The sequence below is a fragment of the Cupriavidus sp. 05T42 genome, assembly GCF_056396345.1.
The window spans coordinates 1-578 of sequence record NZ_JBFTLH010000061.1; the positions used below are offsets into that span (position 1 = coordinate 1).

At 59.5% G+C, this 578-nt stretch carries 1 protein-coding gene; it reads right to left on the bottom strand.

What is annotated here, in order from left to right; translation table 11 throughout:
* Positions 1-274: DUF3304 domain-containing protein (locus tag AC1EJR_RS27320; protein ID WP_477147859.1), on the bottom strand; the 274-nt coding region annotated here is incomplete at its 3' end.
* Positions 275-578: the final 304 nt, after the last annotated feature.

Here is a 578-nt window from a genome sequence, read left to right on the forward strand (position 1 = left end):
ACACCTTGACATTGCCGTCGCGCAGGAAGTGGACGGCGAACATTCCGCCATCCCTTGGTCCATAAKGAGGTACCGGGACGATCCGCTCCTGCGGCACATCGTCGATGCGATGGACCCATCTGACCTTCGCCGTCGTGCCAGGCTTGTAGATCCGTGGCACCGTGACGCAACAAGTGAACTTTCCGCCGCCCTCGTGCGCTCCAATATTTGGACCGCCATAGCCATTGACTTCGAACGCGTAGATGCCCACATCGGTGTGGTTGTAGCCAACCATTGACACGGAGATTGGCTCCTCGCCGCAACCGGACATTGCCAGTGGCAATGCTGCTAGCAGGCCCGGCTATCCACGCCCGTGGGCGCGCTACTGTGTAAGGCATGACTCTCCTCKTGGAACTGTGGTTACTTGCGCGCCTCGTCCCCTTTCAGGGGATACGCCGGGTGACCAAGCAGCGTCATGGTCACGAACACCTTGATACTGCCGTCTCGAAGAAAATGGAGAGTCAGAAGCCCCACGTCTTCAGGGCGGTAGGGGGGCACAGGGACAATCCGCTCCTGCGGAACATCGTCGATGCGATGGA